This window comes from Alkalibaculum bacchi, assembly GCF_937875145.1.
Taxonomy (GTDB): Bacteria; Bacillota; Clostridia; order Eubacteriales; family Alkalibacteraceae; genus Alkalibaculum; species Alkalibaculum bacchi_A.
The window spans coordinates 1-2,009 of record NZ_CALNCS010000040.1; the positions used below are offsets into that span (position 1 = coordinate 1).

2 protein-coding genes are annotated in these 2,009 nt (G+C 42.2%); both read right to left on the reverse strand.

The annotated features are described in order from the left end of the window. Nucleotides 1-1,355, reverse strand: a 1,355-nt coding sequence (locus tag Q7P22_RS02665) for an NAD(P)/FAD-dependent oxidoreductase (protein ID WP_369695479.1), incomplete at its 3' end; no start/stop codon positions are given. A 28-nt stretch (nt 1,356-1,383) separates the two neighbouring features. Then, nucleotides 1,384-2,009: FGGY-family carbohydrate kinase (locus tag Q7P22_RS02670; RefSeq protein ID WP_303860300.1), on the reverse strand; the 626-nt coding region annotated here is incomplete at its 5' end.

Here is a 2,009-nt window from a genome sequence, read left to right on the forward strand (position 1 = left end):
CAGAATCCCGCCTGACACCTACCCATACCTGCTCTGACGCGCCGCTTCACACCATCAAGCGATCGAGCACCAAGCGGTCGGTTAATAGCATCCAATATCTCACCCTCACTGACCGACTCACAACGACAGATAATCTGTCCATAAGCAGGATGCTTCTTTATAAGCTCGTTACGGTCACGAAAACTAAGTTTTGCTGGATCTAATATGCCCTTACGTTTAGCAACCCACGAATCCTTTCTTTTAAGTTTCATTGAATCGCACAGTAAAGAAGCAATGTACTCACCTATCGCAGGGGAACTTGTAAGACCAGGAGATTCAATGCCTGCACAGTCAACAAATCCAGGTGCATCCTCAACAAAGCCGAGTATAAATTCATGGTGATCTTCATGCGCACGTAGGCCTGCAAAGCTTGTAATTACTTGTCTGAGAGGCGGATTGCGCACAATCTCAGAGGCCTTCTCCCGGATTTGAGTAAGACCTTCCTGAGTAGTAGCAGTGTTTTCTTTATCACCATCTGGCAAATCAATGGCCGTAGGCCCAATAAGGATGTTCCCATGTACAGTCGGTGTAACCAAAAGACCCTTCCCATATTTCGTAGGCTGTGGAAAGAGCACATGATGAACGAAATCCTTTGCATTGCGATCAAGGATTAGATAGTCACCTCTACGGGGTGTGATATGTATTTTTCTGGAAGATACCATGTTATGTAATATGTCTGCATAAAGTCCAGCCGCATTTACAAGATAGCGGCTTCGATATTCCCCATTATTGGTTCGAATACGCCAAATACCCTGATTATCACGAAAAAGTTTTTCTACACAGGTATTGAAATGAAAGTCAACACCATTAACGTTCGCATTCTCAGCCATAGCAATATTTAAAGTAAACGGACATATTATACCTGCTGACGGAGCCCAAAGCGCAGCTAAAACATTGTCAGAAAGACTTTGTTCCATTTCTAAAGCTTTTTGACGAGATAGAATTTTCATGCCCTTGACGCCATTTCTGACCCCCCTCTCATAAAGTTTTTGCAGCCCACCCAACCCATCTTTATGAGTACATACTAAAAGCGAACCAGTTCGCTCAAAAGGGATATCCAGATCTTGGGTAAGATTCCCCATCATTTCATTGCCGCGGACATTCATCTTTGCCATCATCGAACCTGGCATACAGTCATAGCCAGCATGTACAATGGCACTATTTGCCTTAGACGTCCCGCAGCATACATCTTCCTCCTTCTCAATAACCAATACATTTACCTCATACCGAGATAACTCACGTGCGACTGCTGCACCAGTTACACCTGCGCCAATGATAACGACGTCATATACCATGGCTCTTTGTCTTCTCTCCACTCAATAGATAAAAATTTAATTTATAAATTTATTCTTTCACCCAATTACGTGTAGATTTAACGGCTTTAGCCCAGTGACTAATTTCAAAATGCCGCCAATTCTCTGTCGTTTGAGGTTTAAACTCATGTTCTAAAATCCAATTATTTAAAATTTCATCTTTACAATTCCAAAAGCCAACAGCGAGGCCTGCTAGAAAAGCAGCACCCATCGCTGTCGTCTCAACATTTGAAGGCCTTTTTACGGGAGCATTAATAATATTAGCCTGAAATTGCATAATAAAATTATTTTTACAAGCACCACCATCCACCTTAAGAGATTTCACAGGTACATTTAAATCCAGCTCCATTGCATGTAGCACATCATTTGTTTGAAACGCAATTGATTCAAGTGCGGCACGAATAATATGACATTTATTTGTCCCACGAGTAATTCCAGTAATAGATCCCCGAGCATATGGATCCCAATATGGAGCACCAAGACCAGTAAAAGCTGGCACGATATAAACACCGTCAGTGTCATTAACACGAGTTGCAAAGTACTCTGAATCTTCTACTGAATCGATAACTCTAAGACCATCACGCAACCACTGAATGACAGCTCCTGCCATATATACAGAACCTTCAAGGGCATATGTAATTTTATCATCTAGACCCC